27 protein-coding genes are annotated in these 23,948 nt (G+C 31.5%); 19 read left to right on the top strand and 8 right to left on the bottom strand.

Going from position 1 to position 23,948, the window contains the following annotated elements; genetic code table 11:
* Window positions 1–8 precede the first annotated feature (8 nt).
* From KO500_RS01595 to rlmN, 11 genes are all read left to right on the top strand, one after another.
* On the top strand, window positions 9–836 hold the full coding sequence (locus KO500_RS01595) for a prephenate dehydratase (protein WP_215954743.1): 828 nt from the start codon (window positions 9–11) through the stop codon (window positions 834–836).
* Window positions 833–1,978, top strand: coding sequence for a pyridoxal phosphate-dependent aminotransferase (locus tag KO500_RS01590; protein ID WP_215954742.1), 1,146 nt, complete (start codon window positions 833–835; stop codon window positions 1,976–1,978). The genes KO500_RS01595 and KO500_RS01590 overlap by 4 nt, the downstream gene beginning before the upstream one ends.
* 56 nt (window positions 1,979–2,034) lie before the next feature.
* Entirely contained in the window at window positions 2,035–2,895 is an 861-nt protein-coding gene (locus tag KO500_RS01585; protein WP_215954741.1) for a prephenate dehydrogenase, read from the top strand.
* A gap of 11 nt (window positions 2,896–2,906) precedes the next feature.
* Window positions 2,907–3,989: a bifunctional 3-deoxy-7-phosphoheptulonate synthase/chorismate mutase type II gene (locus KO500_RS01580; protein ID WP_215954740.1), complete on the top strand. Its 1,083-nt coding sequence runs from the start codon at window positions 2,907–2,909 to the stop codon at window positions 3,987–3,989.
* Between the two features lie 117 nt (window positions 3,990–4,106).
* Window positions 4,107–4,778 (top strand): head GIN domain-containing protein, encoded by a 672-nt coding sequence (locus KO500_RS01575; RefSeq protein ID WP_215954739.1) that lies wholly within the window; start codon window positions 4,107–4,109, stop codon window positions 4,776–4,778.
* Window positions 4,779–4,870: 92 nt separating this feature from the next.
* A complete protein-coding gene (gene rsgA / locus KO500_RS01570; protein WP_215954738.1) occupies window positions 4,871–5,824 on the top strand; it encodes a ribosome small subunit-dependent GTPase A in 954 nt (317 codons plus the stop codon).
* A complete protein-coding gene (dtd, locus tag KO500_RS01565) occupies window positions 5,821–6,273 on the top strand; it encodes a D-aminoacyl-tRNA deacylase (protein WP_215954737.1) in 453 nt (150 codons plus the stop codon). The genes rsgA and dtd overlap by 4 nt, the downstream gene beginning before the upstream one ends.
* Before the next feature lie 25 nt (window positions 6,274–6,298).
* Window positions 6,299–6,625, top strand: coding sequence for a nucleotide pyrophosphohydrolase (locus KO500_RS01560; protein ID WP_215954736.1), 327 nt, complete (start codon window positions 6,299–6,301; stop codon window positions 6,623–6,625).
* A 55-nt stretch (window positions 6,626–6,680) separates the two neighbouring features.
* On the top strand, window positions 6,681–7,910 hold the full coding sequence (locus tag KO500_RS01555; RefSeq protein ID WP_215954735.1) for a 3-phosphoshikimate 1-carboxyvinyltransferase: 1,230 nt from the start codon (window positions 6,681–6,683) through the stop codon (window positions 7,908–7,910).
* Window positions 7,911–8,070: 160 nt separating this feature from the next.
* Entirely contained in the window at window positions 8,071–9,120 is a 1,050-nt protein-coding gene (queA, locus tag KO500_RS01550) for a tRNA preQ1(34) S-adenosylmethionine ribosyltransferase-isomerase QueA (RefSeq protein ID WP_215954734.1), read from the top strand.
* Between the two features lie 79 nt (window positions 9,121–9,199).
* A complete protein-coding gene (gene rlmN / locus KO500_RS01545) occupies window positions 9,200–10,243 on the top strand; it encodes a 23S rRNA (adenine(2503)-C(2))-methyltransferase RlmN (RefSeq protein WP_215954733.1) in 1,044 nt (347 codons plus the stop codon).
* 52 nt (window positions 10,244–10,295) lie between these two features.
* Here the strand turns inward: rlmN and KO500_RS01540 are convergent, their stop codons facing one another.
* The gene (locus KO500_RS01540) at window positions 10,296–10,982 is read right to left on the bottom strand and encodes a Lipl32 family lipoprotein (RefSeq protein ID WP_215954732.1); all 687 of its coding nucleotides are present in this window, start codon (window positions 10,980–10,982) and stop codon (window positions 10,296–10,298) included.
* 226 nt (window positions 10,983–11,208) lie between these two features.
* Between KO500_RS01540 and KO500_RS01535 the strand changes: the two genes are divergently transcribed.
* From KO500_RS01535 to KO500_RS01520, 4 genes are all read left to right on the top strand, one after another.
* A complete protein-coding gene (locus KO500_RS01535) occupies window positions 11,209–12,186 on the top strand; it encodes a polyprenyl synthetase family protein (protein WP_215954731.1) in 978 nt (325 codons plus the stop codon).
* 130 nt (window positions 12,187–12,316) lie between these two features.
* Window positions 12,317–12,880: an RNA polymerase sigma factor gene (locus KO500_RS01530; protein WP_215954730.1), complete on the top strand. Its 564-nt coding sequence runs from the start codon at window positions 12,317–12,319 to the stop codon at window positions 12,878–12,880.
* Window positions 12,867–13,610 (top strand): hypothetical protein, encoded by a 744-nt coding sequence (locus KO500_RS01525; protein ID WP_215954729.1) that lies wholly within the window; start codon window positions 12,867–12,869, stop codon window positions 13,608–13,610. The genes KO500_RS01530 and KO500_RS01525 overlap by 14 nt, the downstream gene beginning before the upstream one ends.
* Window positions 13,611–13,716: 106 nt before the next feature.
* Window positions 13,717–14,802, top strand: a complete 1,086-nt coding sequence (locus KO500_RS01520) for a hypothetical protein (RefSeq protein ID WP_215954728.1) — start codon at window positions 13,717–13,719, stop codon at window positions 14,800–14,802.
* A gap of 117 nt (window positions 14,803–14,919) precedes the next feature.
* Here KO500_RS01520 and KO500_RS01515 read toward each other — a convergent pair whose 3' ends face one another.
* Window positions 14,920–15,525, bottom strand: coding sequence for an SIMPL domain-containing protein (locus tag KO500_RS01515; RefSeq protein WP_215954727.1), 606 nt, complete (start codon window positions 15,523–15,525; stop codon window positions 14,920–14,922).
* A 24-nt stretch (window positions 15,526–15,549) separates the two neighbouring features.
* On the bottom strand, window positions 15,550–15,969 hold the full coding sequence (locus KO500_RS01510) for a hypothetical protein (protein ID WP_215954726.1): 420 nt from the start codon (window positions 15,967–15,969) through the stop codon (window positions 15,550–15,552).
* A 188-nt stretch (window positions 15,970–16,157) separates the two neighbouring features.
* Between KO500_RS01510 and dnaG the strand changes: the two genes are divergently transcribed.
* Window positions 16,158–18,143 (top strand): DNA primase, encoded by a 1,986-nt coding sequence (gene dnaG / locus KO500_RS01505; RefSeq protein ID WP_215954725.1) that lies wholly within the window; start codon window positions 16,158–16,160, stop codon window positions 18,141–18,143.
* A gap of 71 nt (window positions 18,144–18,214) precedes the next feature.
* Here the strand turns inward: dnaG and KO500_RS01500 are convergent, their stop codons facing one another.
* Together KO500_RS01500 and nadE are read right to left on the bottom strand one after the other, a co-directional pair.
* The gene (locus KO500_RS01500; protein WP_215954724.1) at window positions 18,215–18,844 is read right to left on the bottom strand and encodes a response regulator; all 630 of its coding nucleotides are present in this window, start codon (window positions 18,842–18,844) and stop codon (window positions 18,215–18,217) included.
* Between the two features lie 172 nt (window positions 18,845–19,016).
* Window positions 19,017–19,805: an NAD(+) synthase gene (gene nadE / locus KO500_RS01495; protein ID WP_215954723.1), complete on the bottom strand. Its 789-nt coding sequence runs from the start codon at window positions 19,803–19,805 to the stop codon at window positions 19,017–19,019.
* Window positions 19,806–19,897: 92 nt separating this feature from the next.
* On the opposite strand from nadE, the gene gldB reads away from it, so the two are divergent.
* Both gldB and gldC read left to right on the top strand, forming a co-directional pair.
* The gene (gldB, locus tag KO500_RS01490) at window positions 19,898–20,863 is read left to right on the top strand and encodes a gliding motility lipoprotein GldB (protein ID WP_215954722.1); all 966 of its coding nucleotides are present in this window, start codon (window positions 19,898–19,900) and stop codon (window positions 20,861–20,863) included.
* Window positions 20,863–21,198, top strand: a complete 336-nt coding sequence (gene gldC / locus KO500_RS01485; RefSeq protein ID WP_215954721.1) for a gliding motility protein GldC — start codon at window positions 20,863–20,865, stop codon at window positions 21,196–21,198. Before gldB ends, gldC begins: the two co-directional genes overlap by 1 nt.
* A gap of 15 nt (window positions 21,199–21,213) precedes the next feature.
* Here gldC and bla read toward each other — a convergent pair whose 3' ends face one another.
* Window positions 21,214–21,942 (bottom strand): subclass B1 metallo-beta-lactamase, encoded by a 729-nt coding sequence (gene bla, locus KO500_RS01480; RefSeq protein ID WP_215954720.1) that lies wholly within the window; start codon window positions 21,940–21,942, stop codon window positions 21,214–21,216.
* A gap of 45 nt (window positions 21,943–21,987) precedes the next feature.
* Between bla and KO500_RS01475 the strand changes: the two genes are divergently transcribed.
* Window positions 21,988–22,341, top strand: coding sequence for a GTPase (locus KO500_RS01475; RefSeq protein WP_215954719.1), 354 nt, complete (start codon window positions 21,988–21,990; stop codon window positions 22,339–22,341).
* Window positions 22,342–22,348: 7 nt separating this feature from the next.
* Here KO500_RS01475 and yihA read toward each other — a convergent pair whose 3' ends face one another.
* Window positions 22,349–22,975: a ribosome biogenesis GTP-binding protein YihA/YsxC gene (gene yihA, locus KO500_RS01470; RefSeq protein WP_215954718.1), complete on the bottom strand. Its 627-nt coding sequence runs from the start codon at window positions 22,973–22,975 to the stop codon at window positions 22,349–22,351.
* Window positions 22,976–22,990: 15 nt separating this feature from the next.
* Window positions 22,991–23,755, bottom strand: a complete 765-nt coding sequence (locus tag KO500_RS01465) for an alpha/beta fold hydrolase (protein WP_215954717.1) — start codon at window positions 23,753–23,755, stop codon at window positions 22,991–22,993.
* Window positions 23,756–23,948 lie beyond the last annotated feature (193 nt).

The following is a 23,948-nucleotide window of genomic DNA, read 5'->3' as shown; positions in this document are numbered from 1 at the left end:
GGAATAAAATGAGTTTAAAAATAGCTATACAAGGTATTAAAGGTTCAAATCACCATCAAGTAGCAAGAGACTATTTTGGTGATGATATTGAGTTAGTTGAATGTTTATCTTTTGATGAGCTAGTTTGTAAAACGTTATCTGGCAGAGCTGATAAAGCTGTAATGGCAATTGAAAACTCAATAGCAGGTTCAATTATACCTAATTATGCTTTAATACACCAAAACGGATTGCATGTTATTGGTGAACAATACTTAAATATTCATCATAATTTGATGGTATTTAAAGGGCGGAAATTAGAGGATATTGAAGAAGTACATTCTCACCCGATGGCATTATTGCAATGTAAAGAATTTTTAAAAGCTTATCCTGAAATAAAATTGGTTGAAGCGGCGGATACTGCTGAAACAGCACAACGAATTCAAGCAGAAGAATTAAAAACAATAGCGGCGATTGCTCCAAAAGCGGCTGCGGAATTATACGATTTAGAAATTGTTGCATCAGAAATACAAACGATTACTAATAATTCTACTCGTTTTTTAATTATTAATAAAGAAAATAAAGAATTGCCAGAGGCTGAAATTAATAAAGCTTCTATACGTTTTATTGCAGATCATAAAAGAGGTAGTTTGGCAACAATTTTAAACGTGATGAGTGACTGTAATTTAAATTTAACTAAAATTCAATCATTACCAGTTATCGAAAGACCTTGGAAATATGCATTTTTTGTCGATGTTACTTTTGATGAATATCAGCAGTATGCAAAAGCAAAATCACTTTTAGAAATAATGACAGAAGAGTTCAAAATATTAGGAGAATATAAAAACGCTAGGGTATGATTACTACAGCAGATAGGTTAAAAACAGTTGAAGAGTACTACTTCTCTAAAAAATTAAGAGAAGTTAGAGGCTTAATGGCAGATGGTAAGCCAATTATTAATATGGGAATTGGTAGCCCTGACTTAGCACCTTCACAAGAAGTTGTAGAAGCAATTCAGGAGTCAGTTTTGGAAGAAGGAGCACACCAGTACCAGAGTTACCAAGGTTTGCCTGAGTTTCGTGAAGCTGTAGCTAGTTTTTATAAATATAAATATAATGTAGAGGCAAACCCTGCCTCAGAAATTTTACCACTAATGGGGTCAAAAGAGGGTATCATGCATATTAGCATGGCTTTTTTAAACCCAGGTGATGAAGCATTAATCCCTAATCCGGGATATCCGACTTATAGTTCTGTTACAAAGTTAGTTGGTGCTCAACCTAAATATTATGACTTAGTGGCTGATAATGATTGGTTTCCGGATATTGAAGTATTAGAAAAAGAAGATTTGTCTAAAGTTAAAATTATGTGGGTTTGTTATCCACACATGCCGACAGGAGCAGTTGCTAAGGTAGATCAATTAATAGCTTTAGTTGCTTTTGCAAAGCGCAATGATATTTTATTAGTGAATGATAACCCATATAGCTTTGTTTTAAATAACAACCCTATAAGTATTTTAAGTGTTGAAGGAGCTAAAGAAGTAGCATTAGAACTTAATTCATTAAGTAAGACTTTTAATATGGCAGGTTGGCGAGTAGGTATGGTTTTAGGTGATGAAAAATTTATAAACCCTGTATTGAAAGTTAAAAGTAATATGGATTCTGGAATGTTTTATGGCATTCAAAAAGGAGCAATTACAGCTTTAAAAAGCGGTCAAAAATGGTTTGACTCTGTAAACGAAACCTATTCAAAACGAAAAGAATTAATGTTGCAGTTAGTTGAAAAACTAAATTGTGTGTATGATGATAATTCGGTGGGTATGTTTGTTTGGGCAAAATTACCAGAAGGTTCTTCTTCTGCAGAAGAATTTATTGATAACATATTATACGATAAGGATATATTTATTACACCAGGAACAATTTTTGGAAGTAATGGAGAAGGTTATATTAGATTTTCATTATGTGTTACAGAAGAAAAAATTAAAGAAGCGATTAGTAGGTTTTAATTAAAATCAATTAGAAAATTAGCGTTTTACTCATATAGAGTTGCAAAAATAAGATTATGAACATATTTATAATAGGTATTGGGTTAATTGGTGGTTCTATGGCCAAGGATATAAAAATACATAATCCTGATGCAACAATTTATGGTATAGATATTAATGAATCTCACGTAAATGAGGCGTTAGAATTACAAGTAATTGATAAAAAAGCAACTTATAATGATTTGTCAATAGCGGATATCGTAATCGTCTCAGTACCTGTAGATATTATGGTTTTAGAACTTCCTAAAGTTTTGGATATCGTAAATGATGATGCAGTTGTGTTGGATGCAGGCTCTACAAAATCGTTACTTTGTAAAGTAGTAGCTGAACATCCGAAGAGAAGAAATTTTTTAGCATGTCATCCTATTGCAGGTACTGAGTTTTCAGGGCCATCAGCGGCAATAAATAATTTGTTTAGAGGCAAAGCAAATATTATTTGCGAAATAGAAAAAACAGCGTTTAAATTACAAGAAAAGGCATTAGCTATTTTTCAGCAATTAGGAATGCGAATTAGATATATGAACCCTGAGGCTCACGATAAGCATATAGCTTATGTATCACATTTGTCACACATCAGCTCTTTTATGTTAGGAAAGACTGTTATTGAAAAAGAAAAAAATGAACGTGATATTTTTGACATGGCGGGAAGTGGTTTTGAAAGCACAGTTCGTTTGGCAAAAAGTTCACCAGCAATGTGGACACCAATCTTTAATCAGAATAAAGAAAAGGTAGTAGAAGCATTAGAAGAGTATATACAGAATCTAGAATCCTTTAAAAAAATGATCGTAGAAGATGATTCAGATGGGATTTATGATGAAATGAATAATACGAATAGAATAAAAGAAATTTTAAACGGAATACCACTTAATAAAAAATAGAATAAGCAGAAATGGAGAATTCAAAACAAATGAGAACATGGTTGGATGATATGAAATTAGATCATCCTCTAGTAATAGCAGGGCCATGTAGTGCGGAAACTGAAGAGCAAGTATTAAAAATTGCTCATGAATTAAAAGATACAGATGTAAATTATTTTCGTGCTGGAATTTGGAAACCAAGAACGCGTCCAGGAAACTTTGAAGGTGTTGGGGCTTTAGGTCTTAAATGGTTGCAAAAAGTTAAGGAAGAAACTGGTTTAAAAACTTGTACTGAGGTTGCAAATGCAGCTCACGTTAAATTAGCATTAGAGTATGATGTAGATTTATTATGGATTGGTGCTCGTTCAACAGTAAGTCCGTTTATCATGCAAGAAATTGCAGATGCTTTAGAAGGAACTGATAAGATTGTATTGGTTAAAAATCCAATTAACCCAGATTTATCTTTATGGTTAGGTGGTATTGAGCGTTTATATACTGCAGGTATTAAAAATTTAGGAGCAATCCATAGAGGTTTTTCTACATATGAGAAAACTAAATATAGAAACATTCCAGAATGGCAATTAGCTATTGAGTTTCAAAACAAATTCCCTGATCTTCCATTAATTAGTGATCCATCACATATTACAGGAAACAGAGAAATGATTTTTGATGTATCTCAAACAGCTTTAGATTTAAATTTTGATGGTTTAATGATTGAAACTCATTATGACCCAGAAAATGCTTGGAGTGATGCTGCACAACAAGTAACGCCTGAAAAATTAGTTCAGATTATGCGTGACTTAAAAATCAGAAAAGAGTCAGATCCTGAAGCTGAGTACAACAGTGAATTAACGAACCTAAGAGCTCAAATTGATGTTATTGATGGTCAATTAATTGAAATGTTAGGAAAAAGAATGAAAATTTCTGATAGTATTGGAGGTTTAAAGAAACAAAAAAATGTTGCTGTTCTTCAATCTAACCGTTGGAACCAAATTTTAGGAGCAATGATCTTAGAAGGAGAATCTAAAGGGTTAAGTGAAGAATTTATCTTGAAAATGTTTAAAGCGATTCACCAAGAATCAATTAATCACCAAGAAAAAATAATCAATGGATAGTTGAAAAGCTATAAATTGTTGTAATAAAAAAACTCGTTTTATTTATAAAGCGGGTTTTTTTTATTTTAAACTGTAACAGTTTTATAATTTAATACTCTTTAAATAAAATGTAACATTATGAAATATAGTATTGTAATCTTTTTGTTTTTATCAGCAAACATTTTTGCACAAAGAACTGTGGAAAAAGATATGGGAAGTTTTAATGAAATTAAAGTGTTTGATTTGATTGAAGTGAATCTTATTAAATCTGAAGAAAATAAAGTGCTTATTAAAGGTGAAAATGTTGATGATATCAACTTAGTAAATAAAAATGGTGTTTTAAAAATAAGGATGGAGCTCGATAAAATTTTTCACGGAGAAAACACATTTGTTGAAGTTCATTACCAGCATTTAGATCTTATTGACGGAAACGAAGGTGCTAAAATAGCTTCAAACGAAACTATTGAGCAAAATGCTATAGAACTTAAAGCGCAAGAGGGAGCACAAATTAAAGTTGGTTTGGATGTTTCTTATTTAATAGTGAGAGCAGTTACAGGTGGTATAGTAGAAGCATCAGGTGTAACAGTAAATCAAGAAGTAGTTTTAAATACAGGAGGTATTTATGAAGGCGAACAATTAAGATCTGAAATTGCCAATGTGAAAATTACAGCAGCAGGCGAGGCTGAGATATTTGCATCAGAACGAGCAGATTTGAAAGTTAAAGCAGGTGGTATTATTGATGTGTACGGTAACCCAAAAGAAGTAAATAAAAAAACTTTTATTGGAGGAAATATTAATATTAGAGACTAATTTTTACTGCGCAAGTAAAGCTAAATTATAATAGTTGCTGTTGTTCTGTTTAAAAGTTGTTATTTTGCAGTGTAAAATTCGTAATTAAATACATGCAAGGAACTGTTTATAAATCTACTGGAAGTTGGTACACTGTAAAAACATCAGAGGAAGATTTTTACGAATGTAGAATTAAAGGTAAATTTAGAATTAAAGGTATTAAAAGTACAAATCCAATTGCAGTTGGTGATCAGGTGACTTTTGATATTGAAACGGTGGGCGATGAAACTACAGGTGTAATTAAAGATATTTCTGAAAGAAAAAATTACATTATTCGTAAATCCGTAAATCTATCAAAACAGACGCATATTATAGCGGCTAATTTAGATCAGGTTTTTTTAATGGTAACCTTAAATAATCCGCCAACATCAACGAGTTTTATTGACCGTTTTTTAGTTACTTCAGAAGCGTATCAAATACCAGCAATTTTACTATTTAATAAAATAGACACGTATAATAGTGAAGAAATAGGTGAGATTAAATATTTAGCTAATCTATATAGAGAAATAGGGTATACTTGTATTGGTATATCTTCAAAAACTGGAAAAAACATAGATAAGGTAAAAGAGCTAATGAAAGGTAAAACAAGTATGTTTTCAGGGCATTCTGGTGTTGGGAAATCTACCTTAGTTAATGCTGTGGAACCTAAATTAGATTTAAAAACAAAAAAAATATCTACACAACATTCACAAGGGCAACATACAACTACGTTTGCTGAAATGTATGATTTAGAAATGGATGCTCAGATTATTGATACTCCAGGAATAAAAGGTTTTGGTATTGTAGATATGGAGAAAGAAGAAATTGGAAATTATTTTCCTGATTTTTTTAGAAAAAAACAAGATTGCAAGTTCAATAATTGTTTGCATATTGAAGAACCAAAATGCGCTATAAAGGCAGCGCTTGAAACCGATGAGATAGCATGGAGCAGATACCGTAGTTATGTGCAAATGGTTAATGGGGAAGAAGAAAATTATAGAGTAGATATTTATAGTGAAAAAAAGTGAGAGCAGTAATTCAAAGGGTAAATAGGGCAAGTGTAACTGTTGGTGGGAAATTAATTTCAAAAATAGATAACGGCTCTTTGTTGCTATTGGGAATTGAACCAACGGATACCTTTGAGGATATTGAATGGCTTTCAAGTAAAGTAGCTAACCTTCGTATTTTTAATGATGAAGATGGTGTTATGAACAAATCTTTATTAGAAACTAATGGTGATGCTATTGTTGTAAGTCAGTTTACACTACATGCTGCTACTAAAAAAGGAAACAGACCTTCGTATATTAAAGCAGCTAAACCCGATGTTGCTATTCCGCTTTACGAACAGTTCATAAGTCAATTAGAAAAAGATTTAAATAAAAAAGTTGGCACAGGTATTTTTGGTGCCGACATGAAAGTTGATTTATTAAACGATGGACCAGTAACCATTTTAATCGATACAAAGAATAAAGAGTAAAATAAGCTTATATAAATATAAAAAAATGAATATTTCTGATTCTCAAAAAGGTGTTGATAACTGGATTAAAGAACACGGCGTTCGTTATTTTAATGAACTGACTAATATGGCACAATTAACTGAAGAGGTTGGTGAGGTTGCTCGTATTATTGCTCGTAGGTATGGTGAGCAGAGTGAAAAAGAGTCTGATAAGAATAAAGATTTAGGAGAGGAATTAGCAGATGTGCTTTTTGTAGTTTTATGCTTGGCTAACCAAACGGGAATAGATTTACAACAAGCTTTTGATAAAAAGTTAGATATTAAAACAAAGCGTGATCATGATAGGCATCACAACAATAAAAAATTAAAATAGTAGTATCTTTGTCGCTTAATTTTTTCTGATTAGAAATTTTCTAAAATACATTCCTTTGAAACTACATTTATCATCTCCAGAAAGTAACAAGTTACAGGCAACTATTAAAGTTACAGGTTCAAAAAGTGAGTCAAACAGAATATTGCTTTTGCAAACTTTATATCCAAGTTTGATTATACAAAATCTTTCTAATTCTGACGATGCCCAGGTGATGGAAAAAGGTTTGAAGGTTAATAATGGAGAGGTAGATATTCACCATGCAGGTACGGCAATGCGTTTTTTAACGGCATATTTTGCTACGCATGAAGGGAAAGAAATTGTTTTAACAGGATCACAAAGAACTACAGAGCGTCCAATAGGTGTTTTGGTTGATGCTTTAAGAAATTTGGGAGCAGAAATTAGTTATGTGAAAAATGAAGGTTATCCGCCTTTGAAAATTTCAGGAAGAAAAATAACCAAAGATAAAGTTAGTTTGCCAGCTAATATTAGTAGTCAATACATATCTGCTTTGCTATTAAATGCCCCGAGTTTAGAAAATGGATTGGAAATTGAGCTGGTAGGTAAAATCACATCAGTTCCTTATATAAAAATGACACTTTCGTTATTGTCTCAAATAGATATAGAAAATTCTTTTGAAGGGAATACGATAAAAGTTTTTCCTAAAAAAGATGTAGAAGCTAAGAATATGGTGGTTGAATCTGATTGGAGTTCTGCATCTTATTCTTATAGTATTGCGGCACTTTCTGAAATAGGTTCTGAAATTAATCTATCAGCCTATAAAGAAGATAGTTTGCAGGGTGATAGTGTATTAGCTACAATTTATAAAGAGTTTGGAGTAGAGACTACTTTTAATGAAAATACAGTTACTCTTAAAAAAGTTGAAAACCCGAAAACAGATAATTTAGAGTGGGATTTAGCAAATGCGCCTGATATCGCACAAACTATTTCGGTTACATGTTTTGGGTTGGGAATGGGGTGTCATTTAACAGGTTTGCATACTCTCAAAATTAAAGAAACGGATAGGTTAGAGGCTTTAAATACAGAGTTAACTAAATTAGGTGCTGATATATCAGTAACTGATACTACTTTAACGATCAAGCCTACATTTAATATAAACAAAAATGTAGCGATTGACACGTATAATGATCACAGAATGGCAATGGCCTTTGCGCCACTTGCTTATAAAACATCAATAATAATTAATGATGCTGGTGTAGTTTCAAAATCATACCCTGATTTTTGGAGTGATATGGCTACAGCGAATATTGGCGTAAAAGAGATTTAGAAAATTTTTGAACTCTAAAAGAGTAATTTTTAAGTCGTTATAAAAAGTAGTAAAAGATCTTTTTTGCTTCTTTTTTAAAGATAAAATCAATTTTACTTGACAACGCCCTATTCATGATTGTATCTTTGCATCCGCATTAACAAAAATAAAAGAAGAATACATGAAATTATCCGGATTTAATTTTGAGCTTCCTGAAGAACTTTTAGCTGAGTATCCTGCTGAAAACAGAGATGAGTCTAAGCTAATGGTTATTCACAGAGAAACTGGAAAAATCGAGCACAAGATGTTTAAAGACATGATCGATTATTTTGATGAAGGTGATGTAATGGTTTTAAACAATACTAAAGTTTTCCCTGCAAGACTTTTTGGAAACAAAGAAAAAACAGGAGCTCGTATTGAAGTATTTTTATTAAGAGAATTAAACGAAGAACAACGTCTTTGGGATGTTTTAGTTGATCCTGCTCGTAAAATTCGTATTGGTAATAAATTATATTTTGGTGATGATGATACATTAGTAGCTGAGGTTATTGATAATACAACATCAAGAGGTAGAACATTACGTTTTTTATATGACGGTTCTTATACCGATTTTAGAAGAAAATTAAAAGAATTAGGTGATACACCATTACCTAAATACATAAAAAGAGAAACTGAGCCAGAAGATGCAGATCGTTACCAAACAATCTACGCAAAACATGAAGGAGCAGTTGCAGCACCAACAGCAGGTTTACACTTTTCTAAGCATTTATTAAAGCGTTTAGAGATTAAAGGAATTGATTTTGCTGAGCTTACTTTACATGTTGGTTTAGGTACGTTTAACCCAGTTGAGGTTGAAGATTTATCTAAGCACAAAATGGATAGTGAAGAGTTAATAATTGATGAGAAAACTACAGAGATTGTTAATAATGCTAAAGCGAACAAGAAAAGAGTTTGTGCTATTGGTACAACAGTAATGCGTGGTTTAGAAAGTGGAGTATCTTCACAACACACATTAAATACACATGAAGGTTGGACAAATAAATTTATTTTCCCTCCTTATGATTTTAGTATTGCAAATTGTATGGTTACAAATTTCCATTTACCAAAATCAACATTATTAATGATGGTCTCTGCATTTATGGGGCACGATTTAATGAAAAAAGCATATAAAGAAGCCATTTTAGAGAGTTACAAATTTTACTCTTACGGTGATGCTATGCTAATTCTTTAAGAAACCTTTATTTCATTATAAAAAATCCCGCTTTAGCTTTTTTAAGTTAGCGGGATTTATTTTTAATTACCTTTAAGTAGTGGATACCATAAAAAAGAAAGACATACGAGCATTAACCAAAGAGCAATTACGAGAGTTTTTTGTAGCTAATGGAGATAAAGCCTTTAGGGGTAACCAGGTCTATGAATGGCTTTGGCAAAAGGCTGCGCATTCTTTTGAAACTATGACGAACATATCTAAAGAAACCAGAGATATGTTAGAAAAGAACTTTGTAATCAACCATATTAAGGTTGATGTTATGCAACGTAGTAATGATGGTACTATTAAAAATGCAGTTCGTTTACATGATGATTTAATTGTTGAGTCGGTTTTAATCCCTACAAAAACAAGAACTACAGCTTGTGTATCTAGTCAAGTAGGTTGTAGTTTAGATTGTAGGTTTTGTGCAACAGCACGATTAAAACGAATGCGTAATTTGAATCCTGATGAAATCTATGACCAAGTTGTAGCAATTGACAACGAGAGTCGTTTGTATTTTAACCGACCGCTAAGTAATATTGTTTTTATGGGAATGGGAGAGCCTCTTATGAACTACAATAATGTTTTAAAAGCTATTGATAAAATCACTTCTCCTGAAGGTTTAGGGATGTCCCCTAAGCGAATAGTTGTTTCAACATCGGGCGTACCTAAAATGATACGTAAAATGGCTGATGACGAGGTTAAATTTAAGTTGGCAGTTTCGTTACATTCAGCTATTGGTGAAATAAGAACTTCTATCATGCCTTTTAATGCTAATTTTACGTTGGTAGATTTGCGTCAATCTTTACAATATTGGTATGCAAAAACTAAAAGTAGAATTACCTATGAATATGTAGTTTGGAAAGGGATTAATGATGCTCAGAAAGATGTTGATGCACTAGTTGAATTTTGCAAGTTTGCACCTTCAAAAGTAAATTTGATTGAATATAACCCAATTGATGATGGTGAATTTCAGCAAGCTGCGAATAGTGCAATAGATATGTATGTAAATACATTAGAAAAATACAATATCGCGGTTACTGTTAGGCGATCAAGAGGTAAAGATATTGATGCTGCTTGCGGGCAGTTAGCTAATAAATCATAAAAAAAGGGTTGTCAATAGACAACCCTTTTTTTGGCCTTGTATATTTTAAAAATTACTCCGCTATTTTAGTATTGAGTTCTTCAATAGTTTTTGCCATTACAACACCAGGTAATTTAATAGGTGCGGCAACTTCGGCCATAAAAGTACCTTTAACTTCGCCTGTTTTGTAAGTTGTAAATCCAACTCTGTACAAACCAGCTGTTAAAGCTTTTTCAGGGCTTCCCATTTCACTTTTGTATCGTAATAATGAATTGTAGCTGCGTCCACTTGGTTGCTTCGGCATTTCAGAGCTATCATCATTTCTTTCTAAAGTTACCCAGTTGGCATTTTTTGCACCATCTTCAGTAATATTATCTTTTGAAACAATATCAGAACGCTCTAAAGTAATGTAAGTGTCAAAATAATCATCAGAACTAGCATTGTCTTTGTATGCTTGAGACGCTATAGCTCCTTTTGTTTTTCCATCCGTAGGCGAAACCATTCTTACTCCTAATTCAGGAGCAGCTAAAGGTACCCAAACATATATGTAATAAAACTTTTTGCTGTCCACGACAGCATCTTCGTTTCCAGGAGAAGCATATCCTAAGTAAGAAATAACATCGGTGTAAGGAACTTTAATGGTCTTTGGTCCAATCTTTTTTTCTGTTGAACTACCAAATTTTTTAAGTTTCTGAGCACTCAAAGTACTGGCGCTACCAATTAATAAAATTGCTAACGGTAAAATAAATCTTTTTTTCATTTTTGTATGATATATTAAGTATTATTAGTTGGTGACAAATGTAGGTTTATAGGTCCTATTAGACGACCCTTTTTCTTGTGAAATTATTATCACGGTATTCAGGGTTGTCTGTAGATTGTTGGTTGATTTTTATAGTAAATAAATAGCTTTGTGAATAGGCTAATTGTAATTTTTGACTAATTTTACAGAACAGTAATACGCAAGCACTACCACCTAATTGTTATTTGTGAAGATTGTTGACCAAATAAAACATCCTATTAAAATTGAAATGGAACTTTTTGAGAAGAAGTTCTATGAATCAATGACTTCTAAGGTTGCTTTACTGAATAGAATTACACATTATATTGTGAACAGAAAAGGGAAGCAAATGCGCCCTATGTTTGTTTTTTTAACCGCAAAAATGCTAAATAATGGAGAGGTTAACGATAGAACATATCGCGGAGCTTCTGTTATTGAGTTAATCCATACTGCCACATTAGTGCATGATGATGTTGTTGATGAAAGTAATAAGCGTCGCGGTTTCTTTTCTATTAATGCACTTTGGAAAAATAAAATTGCGGTATTAGTTGGTGATTACTTACTTTCAAAAGGATTGTTGCTTTCTATTGATAATGGTGATTTTGATTTGCTTAAAATTATTTCGGTTGCGGTGCGCGAAATGAGCGAAGGTGAATTATTGCAGATTGAAAAAGCGAGACGATTAGATATTACAGAAGATGTGTATTATGAAATTATCCGTCAGAAAACGGCAACATTAATAGCGGCTTGTTGTAGTTTGGGCGCTTGTTCGGTAAAACCAGAATCTGAAGAAGTTGAGATTTTTAGAAAGTTTGGAGAATATTGTGGTATGGCTTTTCAAATAAAAGACGACTTATTTGATTATGGTGAAGCTGAAATAGGGAAGCCAACAGGTATTGATATTAAAGAGCAGAAAATGACTTTGCCATTAATATATGTTTTAAACAATTGTACTAAAGCAGAAAAAAAATGGGTCATCAATTCAATAAAAAACCATAATAAGAATAAAAAAAGGGTCAAAGAGGTTATCGCTTTTGTAAAAGATAATGGCGGACTAGAATATGCAGTGTCAAAAATGTTAGCATTTAGAGATGATGCTCTAGCTTTATTGGCAAATTATCCAGATTCTGACTACAAAAAATCACTAGAACTTATGGTGAATTATGTAGTGGATAGGAAAAAATAGTTTACTTCAATAGTTTGTTTTTTAGTGCATTAATTTATTTTTCAATAAAATTTTAAAATAAATTAAAAGACAGGCAACTTTATTGCTTGCTATCTCGTCTATGTAAATAGATAATTAAACCAAAAGTATTTTGAAGATTATTTCTTTTTATACAAATGAAAAACAACTCATTAAAAAAGCGATATCGGGTAACCGAGAAGCGCAACAGCAACTGTATCTAAAACATTCACCAAAGATGCTGGGGGTATGCAGGCAATATATTAAAGATTTAAATTTTGCTGAAGATGTTATGATTACTGGCTTTGTGAAAGTCTTTAAGTATTTAGATACGTTTAAGTTTGAAGGTAGTTTTGAAGGTTGGATTCGGAGAATTATGATAAGAGAATCGCTATCTTATTTACGTAAAAAGCAATTTGTTGTTTTTGATGATGATGTTATTGAAAAGAAAACCAGCGTTTATTTTAATGATTCCTCTGATTTAGATATTGAGCAAATACAGCTATTAATAGATAGTTTGCCTGAAGGTTATAAAATGGTATTTATACTTTTTGCAATAGAAGGTTACAAGCATGCAGAGATAGCCGAAATGTTAAGTATATCTGAGAGTACTTCAAAGTCGCAATTATTTAAGGCTAGAAAAATGTTGCAAACCCAAATTAAAGAACATAAAATCATAGGATATGGCACCAATTAATTTTGAAGAACATATTAAAAAGCAATTAGATGCTCGTGAAATTAAACCATCATCAAATGCATGGGAAAGAATTTCTGGAGGAATTGAAACAACACAACCTAAAAAGAAATCCATTTTGTGGTACGCTATAGCAGCAAGTATAATAGGTGTTTTTATTTCAGTAGTATTTTTTATGAATAATAAAGATACAGTGAATACAATGAACCCTGTGGTAAATGAAAATATTGAAGAAGAATTGCAGGAAGTTCTTCAAAAAGAAGAAAAAAAACTTTTTGATTTTGAAGAAGAAGATAAGAATACTGTTGTAAATGTAAGTCAAGAGAAAAAAAGTGATAAAATAAATACAGTAGATGTAAAAGAGTCAAATCAAATTGCTAAAAATATAAAAGTAATTGTTATTGATTCAAATGATTTAGCTCAAATTGAAGACTTGAAAGCTAGCCAAGACCTTTTAATTGAAGTGACTATAAACGATTTAGTAGCTAAAGTAGATTCTTTAGAATTAAACAATGTAGCTATTACTGATGCTGAAGTTGATTCGTTACTTCGTAGAGCTCAAGATGAAATTTTAGAACAAAAGTTATTTAAAAATACGAATAAAGTAGATGCAATGGCATTATTGAACGAGGCTGAAAATGAATTGGATGCTTCGTTTAGAGATCAACTTTTTGATAAGCTAAAAAACGGATATTTAAAAGTTAGAACGGCACTTGCAGATCGCAATAATTAATTAAAAATCTTTATGTGGCCCAAATATAACGTGTGTTTGGTGGTTCATAAAGTGAGTTTATTCATCAATCAATTACTGAATATATCAGTAAATTAATTTAATCATTATGAAAGTTAAAATCACGTATCTAATACTATTATTTTTAATAATAAGTATTCAGAAAAGTAATGCCCAAGAATCAGAAAATTATAAAAATAAAATTGAGCAATTAAAAAAGTCAAAGAATCAAATTGTAAACCAAGAAAAAGAAGCTTTAAAATTAGCTTTAATAAAAATTAATGAAGATTTAGACAGTAATATAATAGTACAAGTAGAAGCGAAACAATTAAAAGAGGCATTGGCAAAAAAACACGCCTTAAATATTGAGAATAGAATTGCAATTTTAGATAATGAAATTGCTTTACTTGAACGAAATCATGAAGCTGTAATGTTTAAAGATTCTGTAGCTTATGGAACAAGAATTGTAATAGGTTACGGTAATAAGGATATAGGAGAGAGTAGGATTTTTGGCGTAAAGGTTGATAAAAACAAATCTAAAATAAGTGAGAAATATGACCGTAGAACATATTCTGATGCTGTTTTTGCTGTTGGAGTAAATAATACGATTATTGAAGGACAAAGTTTAGAAGATTCTCCTTATAAAATTGGAGGTAGTCGGTTTTTTGAAATGGGTTGGGAGTGGCGTACACGCATATTTAAAAATTCTAATTTTGTACGTTTTAATTATGGTTTTCTATTTCAATTTAATGGTTTAAAACCTAAGGATAATCAATACTTTGTAAATAATAATGGACAAATAGAGTTAGAAGAGTTTGCTTACGATTTAGATAAATCAAAACTAAGAACGGATAATCTTGTTTTTCCGTTACACTTAGAATTTGGTCCTTCAAAAGTTGCAAAAACCGAAAGTAAAATTAGATATAATGTACACAATATGTTCGTGTTTGGTATTGGTGGTTATGGTGGCTTCAATTTAGGAACGCGTCAAAAACTCAAATATGAAATTGATGGCGAAAAAGTAAAAGATAAATTTAAGCGAAGTTATAATACAAGTAATTTTATATATGGTTTAAGTGCTTACGTTGGTGTTGGTGGCACACAAATGTATGTAAAGTATGATTTAAACCCGCTTTTTAAAGATGCTATAGTTGAACAGCGTAATATTTCATTAGGCCTTAGGTTTGATTTGTAATAAAATAAGCTGTTAGTGCTTAAAAATAAGCGCTAACAGCTTTTGTTTGAAGATCCTTGTTTACTTTTAATCGAGACGAGTAAACAAGGTCTTCATGATAAACAAACAACTGTATTTTTATAGTAATTCAAATGAAACTGTTATTTGGTAAGTTCTATTAGTGTCAGACGAATTGTAGTAAAGAGACTCTGTTAAAATATTGCCATTAGTATCGCTAATAAAAATTGCATTACCAATTTTTCTGTCAATTTTTTTTGCAATGTTTTCAGCTTTCTTTTTGGCGTTGTCGTATGCAAGTTTTGCATAATTAGCTAATTCTTCATCAGTAAAAGTTGTTTCTATTGTAGCATCTGATTTAGTTACTCCAAGACCTTTTGTTTCTAAAAACTTCTTTAGATTATTTAAATCTTTTGTTTTGTACTCAATAATCGTCCCTTCTTTTTCATAACCTAATGTTGCGTAACCAAGCGCATCGTCTGTAATAGAATTTATTTGAATGCCTGCCTTAGTTAAATTATCTAAATATGATTTTTTAATTTCAGGAAAAGCCATGCCTGGAGCATCGTAATAAACATTGTTCATGCTTATGATCATTCGTGCTTTGTATTCAGGTTTAATTTGATATTCGTAACTGCCATATACGCTTATGGAATTTGGAGTTGTTTGAGCAATACCCGTCATAGTCATTAGTAGAATTATTAAGTTAAAGGCTAATTTTTTCATTTGTTTTTGTTTTATAATTTGATTTTATAGAAAGATAAAAGAAGCAACAATCATCCATGCACCTACAATGATACCTACAAGACCAAGTTTACCTTGTTTTGGAGCAATCTTGGCACGCAATGCATCTGCTTTTTCTTTAGCGTTATCATTTTTAGATAAAACGTATTTGTTAATTAATCCGAAGCCAAGCATAAAGCCTAAACCTGCTGATATAACATTACCTGCTAAAAATGTTACCCACCAAATTGGAGCTGTAGTAAGCCATCCTAAATTCAATATTGCAGAGATAATTCCCCAAACTCCCCAGAAGCAAAATAAAGCTCCAATCCATGATTGGTAAGGTTCAATTTTTTCTAATAATTCTTTCGCATTTGGCTTTTTTGATAAGATTAATGATGGTACTGCGATGATACTTAATAATACTAATGAGATTCCCCAGAACATAATTTTAATTTTTAAAAGGTTAATTTATTTGTTATTTATTTCTGGTACAAAGTTGCGCTAACTATGCAGTATAAAATACCCTTGGTGTAGTGAAAAAGCCATCCCTGAAAACAGGGGTGCTGTTATATCTTTAGTATCTTTGTGTGTTAACTGGTGTATAAAAGCACTTAATAAAACCCTGCTTTAAATTGATTTCAAAATCTACCATAGATAAAGTTTACGAAACTTCTCGACTTGAAGAAGTTATCGGTGATTTCGTGCAACTTAAGAAATCTGGCTCCAATTTTAAGGGGTTGAGTCCTTTTACAGATGAGCGTTCACCAAGTTTTATGGTAAGTCCTGTAAAACAGATTTGGAAAGATTTTAGTAGCGGAAAAGGTGGGAATGTTGTTGCCTTTTTAATGGAGCATGAACATTTTACCTATCCTGAGGCAATTAAATATTTAGCCAAAAAATACAATATAGAAGTAGAAGAAACTGAGCAGAGTAACGAGCAGAAAGAGCAAGCTAACGAACGTGAAAGCATGTACTTGGTTTCGGAATATGCTCAAAAGTATTTCTCTGAAATTTTATGGGAAACTGAATTAGGTAAGGCTATTGGTTTAAGTTATTTTAAAGAGCGTGGATTTACGGATGAAACTATTAAAAAGTTTTCATTAGGTTATTGTTTAGATAATTGGGATTCATTTACAAATGCTGCATTAGAAAAAGGGTATCAGCTCAAATATTTATCAGGTACAGGACTAACAATTGTAAAAGAAGATGCTAATAACTCAGCTAATTCTAGAAAGTTTGATAGGTTCAAAGCGCGTGTAATGTTTCCTATTCAATCATTAAGTGGTCGTGTGTTAGGTTTTGGTGGGCGTATTTTAACTAATGATAAAAAGGCGGCTAAATACTTAAATTCACCTGAGAGTGATATTTATCATAAGAGTAAGGTGTTGTATGGTATTTACCATGCAAAGCAAGCTATTGCAAAAGAAGACAATTGTTATTTGGTTGAAGGCTATACAGATGTTATACAGTTTAACCAACGTGGTATAGAAAATGTTGTTGCATCAAGTGGTACAGCTTTAACACCAGAGCAAATACGATTGGTAAATAGGCTTACGAGAAATATTACAGTGTTGTTTGATGGTGATGCTGCTGGTTTGCGTGCGTCATTACGTGGTATAGATTTAATTCTGGAGCAAGGAATGAACGTAAAAGTATGTTCTTTTCCTGAAGGTGAAGACCCAGATAGTTTTGCTAAAAATAATAGTCTTGACGACGTTTTAGAATATTTAAAAGATAATTCTAAAGATTTTATTCAATTTAAAGCATCTTTACTAGTATCAGAAACGGCTAATGACCCTATAAAAAGAGCAGAAACAGTTCGTGATATTGTAAATAGTATATCAAAAATACCCGATCAAATTCAGAAAGAAATTTACATTCAAGAGTGTGCTCAAATAATGAATGTTTCTGAAACGGTTCTTTTTAACACACTAGCTCAAATTGGTAAAAAAGATAGTGTTGAAGCCAGTAAAAAAGCAAAGCAAGAACAGCAAAAACAAGTTTTTAATGTTGTTAAAAATGAAGAACCTGTCGGACAAAAAGTTGATGTTCAATATGAGTTAGAACGAAAAATCATTGAAATTCTATTACTATACGGTAATACAGTGCAGAGCTTTGAAGATTTGGTTTTAAAGGAAAATGAAAAAGGTGATTTAGAACTTGAGCCCGAATCAATGGAGGTTAAAGTGTATCAGAAAATTTTCTTAGACCTTCAAGATGATGAAATAGAATTGAGTAATGAAAAGTTTAGAGATATTTATAAAACTTTAATTGAAGCTTTAAATGAAAATGAAGATTTTAGTATAAATAGTTTTATTGCTCCTTTAGACCAAAATATGGTTTCTGAAATATCATCTATTTTAATGGAAGAAGAAAAGTATGTATTGCATAATTGGTCTGAGAAAGATATTTACCCAAAAGAGAAAGAAGTGGGTATTGCTCAATTAGCAAGTGAAACAATACTTACATTACGTTGTTATTTAATAAAGAGAAGAATAAACGCTTTACAGGAAGAGACGAAAGAAGTTACAAATAATAATAGAGAAATTTTAGAAGAGATAATGAATTACATTCAACTGAATTCTTTATTGAATAAAAAACTTAATAGGGTAATTTAATATTACTTAAAGTATAGAAATCAAAAAAGCCTAGCATTGCTAGGCTTTTATTTTTTAAAGAAAATATGATTTTAGTAAAGCTCTAATGCTTTGGCTTGTTGTAGCAAATCAACTAAGTTGTCAACATTAAGTTTACGCATTAAACGAGCCTTGTAAGTACTTACAGTTTTCTCATTTAAGTTTAAACCTATAGCAACATCTTTATTACGTTTACCACTAGCTAACATTTTTAAAACTTCAACTTCTCTAGTAGAAAGTTTTCTAAAAAATCTTCTTGGTTTTTTTGTTCCTTCGTCAAAAGCAAGACGTTGTGCAAGTTCATTTGTAATAAACATGTCACCTTTACTTACTTTACGTACTGCGGAAATAATATAATCTAAATCTGCTGTTTTTGATAGATAACCATACGCTCCAGCTCGAATTGTACTAAGTGCGTAAACATCTTCAGATTGTCCGCTGTAAATTAAAACTTTTACATCTGGGTATTCTGCTTTTACTTTTCTCAGTGTGGCAATTCCATTAATTTCAGGAATATCCATCTCCAAAATTACTACATCAGGGTTTATTGTTTCTAGCTTTTCAAATAATTCAGTAGTTGTAGACACGTCTGCAATTACATCAAAATCTGAAGCGGTATCTAGAACAAATTTAATACCGGTTCTTACGACAGGATGGTTATCTGCAATTAATACTTTAATCATCTTTTTATATTTTCTTGATTTTCAAACTTATAACGGGGGATGTCTATAAATTATGACATGCAAAATTAAAGTTTAATTATCTTTATTAGATTGTAAATATGATATATTTTCCATAAAAATACATTTTATTCTTGAATTTTTCGATTTATTCACTTGATTTTAAGACGAGTGGTTATTTTAGTTCGGTCGGTATCAAACAAATTGGGATAGGATTCATTTTATGTTTGTTGTTTGTATTCAGTTTTTTATAGATAGTAAACACTTCTTTTTCTCTGCCAGAAAAATCAGCCGCAGTTTTACCATTATCATCCATACCCATTGCCCATTCAAGTTCTGGGTAAGATGCTCCTATTTGGTCTTCGTCAGTTCTATCGTCACCCCAAAGCCCGTCAGTAGGTGCAGCATTTATAATTTCATCGTTAACGCCTAAAACTCGTGCAATTTCCCAAACCTCAGTTTTAAGTAAATCGGCGATAGGACTTAGATCTACGCCTCCATCGCCATATTTAGTATAAAAGCCTACTCCAAAATCTTCAACTTTGTTTCCGGTACCTGCTACCAAGTATCCTTCAAGTGCTGCGAAATAATATAAGCTAGTCATTCTTAATCGTGCTCTTGTGTTGGCCAATGACATAAATCTTTCTTCTTCATTATCAACTTTAGGTAGCGCATCAATAAGACTATCAAATACAGGTGTTAAGTTTACTTGTTGTCTTTTTACGTTTTTAAAATTGTCTTGTAGCCAATCAATATGTCTTGATGCTCTGTTTACCTGATTTAACTCTTGATGTATTGGCATTTCTAAACACAATAAATCTAAACCAGTTTTTGCACATAGTGTTGAGGTTATGGCAGAATCAATACCGCCAGATATTCCAATAACAAAACCTTTCATTTTTGCGTTAGTAGCATAATCTTTTAACCAGGTTACAATATGATTTATTACTTTTTCGGTTTGCATAGAGGTATTTTTTAAATTGAAAACGATTAACTTTGCATCGTAAAAATAAAGCCTAAGGACTAATAAATAAAACTAAAAAGGGATTACTTTATATGAAAAAGTCAATTTTTGTTCTTTTAATAATAGCACAAGTGTTTTTTTACAGTTGTGGAGAAGATGATAAGGTTGCTGAAAAAATTGCTAAAATTGATGTAAATGTTGAGGTATTAAGATTTGATCAAGAGTTTGCAAAAACAACAGCAGAAAACCTAAATACCATTAAAAATAAATATCCGTATTTGTTTCCACAACAGTTTTCTGATAGTATTTGGTTTGCAAAAATAAAAGATACAATTCAGTTAGAATTAAATAAAGAGGTTCAAAAAGTGTTTCCAGATTTTGATAAGGAAACAGAGGATTTAACCTCATTATTTAAGCACATTAAATATTATTTTCCAAATTTTGAAACACCAAAAGTTGTTACGCTTACATCTGATGTGCGTTATGCAAGCAGAGTAATTTTAGCAGATTCTTTGTTGTTAATTGGGTTAGACAACTACTTAGGTAAAGACCATAAATTTTATGCTGGTTTCCAAAATTATATTGCCACAAGTTTAGATAAGCAATTTTTGGTGAGTGATGTTGCTTCGGAATTTAGCGCTGGTGTATTGCCTAAACAAATAGGTCGAACTTTTATAGAGCAAATTATATATTATGGTAAAGAATTATATCTAAAAGATAAACTATTGCCATTTGAAACAGAAGCACAGCGAATTGGATACACACCAGAACAATTAGAGTGGGCACAAGTTAATGAAGAGCAAATTTGGAGGTATTTTGTTGAAAGAGAGCTATTGTATAGTACCGATAAGCAATTGCAACCAAGATTTTTAGATCCGGCACCTTTTTCTAAGTTTCAATTAGAGTTGGATAGCGAATCACCAGGTAGAACAGGTCGATATATTGGTTGGCAAATTGTACGTGCCTTTATGAGTAATAATGAAGTAACCGTACAACAAATGCTAAATATACCAGCAGAAGAAATTTTTAAGAAATCAAATTACAAACCACTTAGGTAATGGCAGAATTACATACATCAGAAATAAGATTAAAAGTAGGGTTAGACGAGAATAGAGTTCCTGAGGAACTTACGTGGTCAGCTCAAGACGGAGGAATTGATAATGAAGAGGCAAAGGCAATGTTATTATCAGTTTGGGATAGTAAAAATAAAGAATCTTTAAAAATAGATTTATGGACAAAAGACATGCCTGTTGATGAAATGAAAATATTTTTTCATCAAACATTAGTCTCATTATCGGACACTTTTATGAAAGCTACTCAAGATGAAAAAATGACAGCTACCATGAAGGATTTTTGTGAGTATTTTGCAGAAAAATTAGAGCTTAAAAAGTAAAACTAACTCAACTTTTTATTTAAAAAGTTGAGAGGTATAATCAAGTAAAGTTGCATCTCCAATTTTGCCGTGACCAGGAATTACGGTTTTTATAGTTGGGAGTGCGACTTTAATTTTTTTAATGGTGTTGCTCCATTCTTCAGTATTTGCGTCACCAGTATATCCTCTATTTGCACCTAGCGTTTTTACTTGACAACCACCAAATAAAATTTGTTCACTGGGTATGTAGCTTACAATATTATCTTTAGTGTGTGCTTCTCCAAAATAAGTGTTGATAATTTCTTTATCACCGATATTTAAATTTAATGTTGTTTCAAAACCGTTTTGTGGTAATGTAAAATCATTAATTTTTGCTAAAGCAATAGTTTTGTTGCTAGCGTATGAGGGAATATTAAGTTGGTGAAATACTTCTAATCCTCCTAAACAATCTAGGTGAAAGTGATTAATTACGACAGCTTTAATAGTATGTTTTTCTGCTTTAGTAATCCATGTGATTAATTCGTTGCTAACATTTGAGTTTGTAGGCGTATCAAAAACAATAGCTTCATTGTTTATCATATAAATCATGCCGTTACATGCTACTTTTCCAAAATCATTGGTGTCTAAATACGTAATATGTATAAATACATTTTTAGAAATAGGCTTTATGGTAAGTGTGCTTGTTTTGTAAGTAATAGTTGATTCTTGTGACTTACAATTTAAAAGTAAGGTGCAAATTAAAATAAGTATAAATAGTTGCTTCATTGTAAGTTTTCCTCTTGTTGATATAAAAATAGAATTATTTGTAATATGAAAGTTGAAAAGTTGATATTTGTTTATAATGCTAATTCCGGAAAGATGAATGCCGTGTTTGATAGTGCTCACAAAATATTTAGCCCTAAAACATATAGCTGTAGTTTGTGTGATATTACGTATGGTATATTTTCGGAAAATAAAGAATGGAAAGCATTCAGGAATTCATCTAATTTAGAATTAGAGTTTTTGCATAAGGATGAGTTTTTAAAAGATTATAAAACTAAATTTAGCAATAATCTTACCTTCCCTGTCGTGCTAACTGAAAGCTTAGATGTTTTTATTAGTACAGAAGAGTTAAAAGCTTTGAAGAGTGCAGAAAATCTAATTTCTTTAATTGAAGATAGGTAGGTTATTTTTAAATTAAATCAGCCCAATTATTTTTTTTGAAATTTTCATTCATTTCATCAATATAATTTAAAACCTCTTCTTGTCCTGTTCCGTTTGATGATGAGGTGATAAAGTAATGAGGAGCTTCTTCCCAAATGCTTGATAATAATTGCTGAATATAATCTTCAACATTCTTTTCGATAACATTAGGTTTTAGTTTGTCTGCTTTTGTGAAAATTATAGAAAACGGAATTTGGTTTTCTCCCATCCATTCCATAAATTCTAAATCTACCTTTTGAGGCTCATGGCGAATATCAACAAGTACAAAAGCACAAACAAGTTGCCTGCGTTGTAAAAAATAATCGGTAATGTATTTTTGAAAAGTCTTTTTATCTTTTTTTGATACTCTGGCATAACCATAGCCTGGTAAATCAACTAAAAACCAGTTTTCATTTATTTTAAAATGATTAATAAGTTGTGTTTTTCCTGGTCTTCCAGAGGTTTTTGCTAAACTTTTTCGTTGGGTAAGCATGTTTATTAATGATGATTTTCCAACATTTGAACGCCCAATAAATGCGTATTCAGGAATCGGGTCTTTCGGACAGTGATCAACTTTTGAGTTGCTCATTACAAAGTCTGCGGACTTTATCTTCATAATAAAATATATTTTCTAAAATTGTCTAGCTTTCAGCCAAGCTTCAAGAATGGTATTAAATTCATCAGGATGTTCCATCATGGCAGCATGGCCGCATTTGTCAATCCAAAATAAATCTGAATCTGGTAATAACTCATCAAATTCCGTAGCAACATTTGGCGGTGTTACCGTATCATTTTTACCCCAAATAATACAAGTAGGTGTTTTCATTTGTGGTAAATCTTTTGCCATATTATGTCGAATAGCACTTTTTGCAATAGCAAGTGTTTTTACGAGTTTCATGCGATCGTTAAGTGTCGCGTAAACTTCATCAATAATTTCAGGTGTAGCAACTTTAGGGTCGTAAAAAACATCTTGTGCTTTTTTCTTTATAAATTCATAATCACCTCTTCTTGGGTAACCATCACCCATTGCACTTTCGTACAAACCAGAACTACCAGTGATAATCAGAGCTTTTACTAAATTTGGGTATAATTTAGTATGTAAAAGTCCAATATGCCCACCTAGTGAATTACCAAGTAAAATAACATCTTTAAGGCCTTTGTGAATAATAAATCCTTCTAAAAACTTAGCGAAACTTTTTACATTAGTTTTCACTAAAGGCATTGTATAAATAGGGAGTTCAGGCATTAAAATCTTATAACCTAATTTAGGAAAATGATCTAATACACCAGTAAAATTACTGAGTCCTCCCATAAGGCCGTGTAATATAATGATTGGAGTGCCTTCTCCTGCCTCAATATATTTGTATTTGCCATCAGTAATTAACTCTTCTTCCATTAATTTAGGTTGCTTTCTATGTCGACAAATATAGACAATTCTTAAGAATCAAAGCATACTTGTTTTAAACTCTGTTAATCTAATGTTTTTGGTTTGATTTTATAGCAGCAAACACATTAATCAGATTTAAACTTATGTGTTTTTTAATCAGTTGTTTAGGTTGTTTTTAAGGTGTAAATAGATGGAACTTATC

This window comes from Cellulophaga baltica (assembly GCF_018861125.1).
GTDB classification, from domain to species: domain Bacteria; phylum Bacteroidota; class Bacteroidia; order Flavobacteriales; family Flavobacteriaceae; genus Cellulophaga; species Cellulophaga baltica_A.
This window is presented reverse-complemented; position numbering and strand designations above follow the sequence as displayed.